We start from the raw sequence: 5,572 nt of genomic DNA, 5'->3' as shown, positions 1-5,572 counted from the left end.
GAGGGTTTCTGGAATTCAATCTTGACGATGACCTACTCTCACATGGGGAAACCCCACACTACCATCGGCGATACATCGTTTCACTACTGAGTTCGGGATGGGATCAGGTGGTTCCAATGCTCTATGGTCGTCAAGAAATTCGGGTACCGAATCGTGCCGTACGGCGCGCTTCAGCAAATCGGGTATGTGATCGTCGGTTCAGGTGTCGTTCGTGACGCAAACTTTCGGTTCGTGTCGTCTTCACAGTCACCGCAATCTGGTCATTCGACGCAAATTGCTTGGGTGTTATATGGTCAAGCCTCACGGGCAATTAGTATTGGTTAGCTCAACGCCTCACAGCGCTTACACACCCAACCTATCAACGTCGTAGTCTTCGACGGCCCTTTAGGGAACTCAAGGTTCCAGTGAGATCTCATCTTGAGGCAAGTTTCCCGCTTAGATGCTTTCAGCGGTTATCTTTTCCGAACATAGCTACCCGGCAATGCCACTGGCGTGACAACCGGAACACCAGAGGTTCGTCCACTCCGGTCCTCTCGTACTAGGAGCAGCCCCTCTCAAATCTCAAACGTCCACGGCAGATAGGGACCGAACTGTCTCACGACGTTCTAAACCCAGCTCGCGTACCACTTTAAATGGCGAACAGCCATACCCTTGGGACCGGCTTCAGCCCCAGGATGTGATGAGCCGACATCGAGGTGCCAAACACCGCCGTCGATATGAACTCTTGGGCGGTATCAGCCTGTTATCCCCGGAGTACCTTTTATCCGTTGAGCGATGGCCCTTCCATACAGAACCACCGGATCACTAAGACCTACTTTCGTACCTGCTCGACGTGTCTGTCTCGCAGTCAAGCGCGCTTTTGCCTTTATACTCTACGACCGATTTCCGACCGGTCTGAGCGCACCTTCGTACTCCTCCGTTACTCTTTAGGAGGAGACCGCCCCAGTCAAACTACCCACCATACACTGTCCTCGATCCGGATAACGGACCTGAGTTAGAACCTCAAAGTTGCCAGGGTGGTATTTCAAGGTTGGCTCCACGCAGACTGGCGTCCACGCTTCAAAGCCTCCCACCTATCCTACACAAGCAAATTCAAAGTCCAGTGCAAAGCTATAGTAAAGGTTCACGGGGTCTTTCCGTCTAGCCGCGGATACACTGCATCTTCACAGCGATTTCAATTTCACTGAGTCTCGGGTGGAGACAGCGCCGCCATCGTTACGCCATTCGTGCAGGTCGGAACTTACCCGACAAGGAATTTCGCTACCTTAGGACCGTTATAGTTACGGCCGCCGTTTACCGGGGCTTCGATCAAGAGCTTCGCTTGCGCTAACCCCATCAATTAACCTTCCGGCACCGGGCAGGCGTCACACCCTATACGTCCACTTTCGTGTTTGCAGAGTGCTGTGTTTTTAATAAACAGTCGCAGCGGCCTGGTATCTTCGACCGGCATGGGCTTACGCAGTAAATGCTTCACCCTCACCGGCGCACCTTCTCCCGAAGTTACGGTGCCATTTTGCCTAGTTCCTTCACCCGAGTTCTCTCAAGCGCCTTGGTATTCTCTACCCAACCACCTGTGTCGGTTTGGGGTACGGTTCCTGGTTACCTGAAGCTTAGAAGCTTTTCTTGGAAGCATGGCATCAACCACTTCGTGTTCTAAAGAACACTCGTCATCAGCTCTCGGCCTTAAGATCCCGGATTTACCTAAGATCTCAGCCTACCACCTTAAACCTGGACAACCAACGCCAGGCTGGCCTAGCCTTCTCCGTCCCTCCATCGCAATAACCAGAAGTACAGGAATATTAACCTGTTTTCCATCGACTACGCTTTTCAGCCTCGCCTTAGGGACCGACTAACCCTGCGTCGATTAACGTTGCGCAGGAAACCTTGGTCTTTCGGCGTGGGTGTTTTTCACACCCATTGTCGTTACTCATGTCAGCATTCGCACTTCTGATACCTCCAGCAAGCTTCTCAACTCACCTTCACAGGCTTACAGAACGCTCCTCTACCGCATCATCAAAAGATGATACCCGTAGCTTCGGTGCATGGTTTGAGCCCCGTTACATCTTCCGCGCAGGCCGACTCGACTAGTGAGCTATTACGCTTTCTTTAAAGGGTGGCTGCTTCTAAGCCAACCTCCTAGCTGTCTAAGCCTTCCCACATCGTTTCCCACTTAACCATGACTTTGGGACCTTAGCTGACGGTCTGGGTTGTTTCCCTTTTCACGACGGACGTTAGCACCCGCCGTGTGTCTCCCATGCTCGGCACTTGTAGGTATTCGGAGTTTGCATCGGTTTGGTAAGTCGGGATGACCCCCTAGCCGAAACAGTGCTCTACCCCCTACAGTGATACATGAGGCGCTACCTAAATAGCTTTCGAGGAGAACCAGCTATCTCCGAGCTTGATTAGCCTTTCACTCCGATCCACAGGTCATCCGCTAACTTTTCAACGGTAGTCGGTTCGGTCCTCCAGTTAGTGTTACCCAACCTTCAACCTGCCCATGGATAGATCGCCCGGTTTCGGGTCTATTCCCAGCGACTAGACGCCCTATTAAGACTCGCTTTCGCTACGCCTCCCCTATTCGGTTAAGCTCGCCACTGAAAATAAGTCGCTGACCCATTATACAAAAGGTACGCAGTCACCCAACAAAGTGGGCTCCCACTGCTTGTACGCATACGGTTTCAGGATCTATTTCACTCCGCTCTCCGCGGTTCTTTTCGCCTTTCCCTCACGGTACTGGTTCACTATCGGTCAGTCAGTAGTATTTAGCCTTGGAGGATGGTCCCCCCATATTCAGACAAGGTTTCTCGTGCCCCGTCCTACTCGATTTCATTGCAAAGGGATTTTCGCGTACAGGGCTATCACCCACTATGGCCACCCTTTCCAGAGTGTTCCGCTAATCTCAATACAACTTAAGGGCTGGTCCCCGTTCGCTCGCCACTACTAAGGGAATCTCGGTTGATTTCTTTTCCTCAGGGTACTTAGATGTTTCAGTTCCCCTGGTTCGCCTCTTGCACCTATGTATTCAGTACAAGATAACCATCTTATGATGGCTGGGTTCCCCCATTCAGATACCTCCGGATCACAGTCTGTTTGCCGACTCCCCGAAGCTTTTCGCAGGCTACCACGTCTTTCATCGCCTCTGACTGCCAAGGCATCCACCGTATGCGCTTCTTCACTTGACCATATAACCCCAAGCAATCTGGTTATACTGTGAAGACGACATTCGCCGAAAGTTTGCATTCACAAACTTTACCTTAGCCCGGACACACACCAGTGAAAGAGGTGCCCGGTCTATATTTCTTTCTATCACATACCCAAATTTTTAAAGAACGATCTAATCAAAGACTAGAAATCAACATTCAGGCACTGATCATCAGGATCAATGGAATGCTCATTTCTAAGCTTTCAAACAGAAGCAGTAAGTGGTGGAGCCAAGCGGGATCGAACCGCTGACCTCCTGCGTGCAAGGCAGGCGCTCTCCCAGCTGAGCTATGGCCCCGTATTTCTACATACCGTGGAGGCGTCTACTCTGACCAGCTATCTCACCAGTAAACTGGTGGGTCTGGGCAGATTCGAACTGCCGACCTCACCCTTATCAGGGGTGCGCTCTAACCAACTGAGCTACAGACCCGAACTCGGGCGCTGCTTCTAATCGTCTTCTTCAATGAATCAAGCAATTCGTGTGGGTGCTTATGGCGCAGCTGAGTCGTCGATTAAGGAGGTGATCCAGCCGCAGGTTCCCCTACGGCTACCTTGTTACGACTTCACCCCAGTCATGAATCACACCGTGGTAACCGTCCCCCCGAAGGTTAGACTAGCTACTTCTGGTGCAACCCACTCCCATGGTGTGACGGGCGGTGTGTACAAGGCCCGGGAACGTATTCACCGCGACATTCTGATTCGCGATTACTAGCGATTCCGACTTCACGCAGTCGAGTTGCAGACTGCGATCCGGACTACGATCGGTTTTGTGAGATTAGCTCCACCTCGCGGCTTGGCAACCCTCTGTACCGACCATTGTAGCACGTGTGTAGCCCAGGCCGTAAGGGCCATGATGACTTGACGTCATCCCCACCTTCCTCCGGTTTGTCACCGGCAGTCTCCTTAGAGTGCCCACCATAACGTGCTGGTAACTAAGGACAAGGGTTGCGCTCGTTACGGGACTTAACCCAACATCTCACGACACGAGCTGACGACAGCCATGCAGCACCTGTCTCAATGTTCCCGAAGGCACCCATCCATCTCTGGAAAGTTCATTGGATGTCAAGGCCTGGTAAGGTTCTTCGCGTTGCTTCGAATTAAACCACATGCTCCACCGCTTGTGCGGGCCCCCGTCAATTCATTTGAGTTTTAACCTTGCGGCCGTACTCCCCAGGCGGTCAACTTAATGCGTTAGCTGCGCCACTAAGAGCTCAAGGCTCCCAACGGCTAGTTGACATCGTTTACGGCGTGGACTACCAGGGTATCTAATCCTGTTTGCTCCCCACGCTTTCGCACCTCAGTGTCAGTATCAGTCCAGGTGGTCGCCTTCGCCACTGGTGTTCCTTCCTATATCTACGCATTTCACCGCTACACAGGAAATTCCACCACCCTCTACCATACTCTAGCTTGCCAGTTTTGGATGCAGTTCCCAGGTTGAGCCCGGGGATTTCACATCCAACTTAACAAACCACCTACGCGCGCTTTACGCCCAGTAATTCCGATTAACGCTTGCACCCTCTGTATTACCGCGGCTGCTGGCACAGAGTTAGCCGGTGCTTATTCTGTCGGTAACGTCAAAACAATCACGTATTAGGTAACTGCCCTTCCTCCCAACTTAAAGTGCTTTACAATCCGAAGACCTTCTTCACACACGCGGCATGGCTGGATCAGGCTTTCGCCCATTGTCCAATATTCCCCACTGCTGCCTCCCGTAGGAGTCTGGACCGTGTCTCAGTTCCAGTGTGACTGATCATCCTCTCAGACCAGTTACGGATCGTCGCCTTGGTGAGCCATTACCTCACCAACTAGCTAATCCGACCTAGGCTCATCTGATAGCGCAAGGCCCGAAGGTCCCCTGCTTTCTCCCGTAGGACGTATGCGGTATTAGCGTCCGTTTCCGAGCGTTATCCCCCACTACCAGGCAGATTCCTAGGCATTACTCACCCGTCCGCCGCTCGCCACCAGGTACAAGTACCCGTGCTGCCGCTCGACTTGCATGTGTTAGGCCTGCCGCCAGCGTTCAATCTGAGCCATGATCAAACTCTTCAGTTCAAACATCTAACTGGGTTTTGAGAAAACCCTAAACTTGGCTCAGCAATCGTTGGTTACATCTTTGATTTCTCGCGGAGTAACTTGGGTTGCTGATAATCTGTTGACTTCAGTCTGACACCACAAGCACCCACACGAATTGCTTGATTCAGTTGTTAAAGAGCGTTGGTTAAGATCTTTCGTCTCAACCGAGGCGCGCATTCTACAGCGTCCTCTGTATCTGTCAAGCGGTTATTTCAAGAAGTTTTCAAAGTTTCCTTTGCAACTTCAACCACTTGCGCTGCGATCAACTCTGGAGTTGCTCATCAGCGGGAGGCGAATT

General features: G+C 51.9%; 2 tRNA genes and 3 rRNA genes. All 5 read right to left on the bottom strand.

Features of this window, described 5'->3' with window-relative positions:
• Positions 1-19: 19 nt before the first annotated feature.
• Positions 20-135: ribosomal RNA gene (gene rrf / locus LCH65_RS26085) — 5S ribosomal RNA — on the bottom strand.
• A gap of 154 nt (positions 136-289) precedes the next feature.
• Positions 290-3,182: ribosomal RNA gene (locus LCH65_RS26080) — 23S ribosomal RNA — on the bottom strand.
• Positions 3,183-3,423: 241 nt separating this feature from the next.
• Positions 3,424-3,499 (bottom strand) — tRNA-Ala (locus LCH65_RS26075).
• Positions 3,500-3,554: 55 nt separating this feature from the next.
• Positions 3,555-3,631: transfer RNA gene (locus LCH65_RS26070), tRNA-Ile, on the bottom strand.
• 83 nt (positions 3,632-3,714) lie between these two features.
• Positions 3,715-5,253 (bottom strand): 16S ribosomal RNA (locus tag LCH65_RS26065).
• The 16S, 23S and 5S rRNA genes sit together here with 2 tRNA genes alongside, the layout of an rRNA operon.
• Positions 5,254-5,572 lie beyond the last annotated feature (319 nt).

The sequence above is a fragment of the Pseudomonas sp. MWU16-30316 genome (assembly GCF_020515645.1).
Taxonomy (GTDB): domain Bacteria; phylum Pseudomonadota; class Gammaproteobacteria; order Pseudomonadales; family Pseudomonadaceae; genus Aquipseudomonas; species Aquipseudomonas cerasi.
Note: the sequence above shows the minus strand (reverse complement) of the source record. Positions and strands in the feature narration are given on the sequence as shown.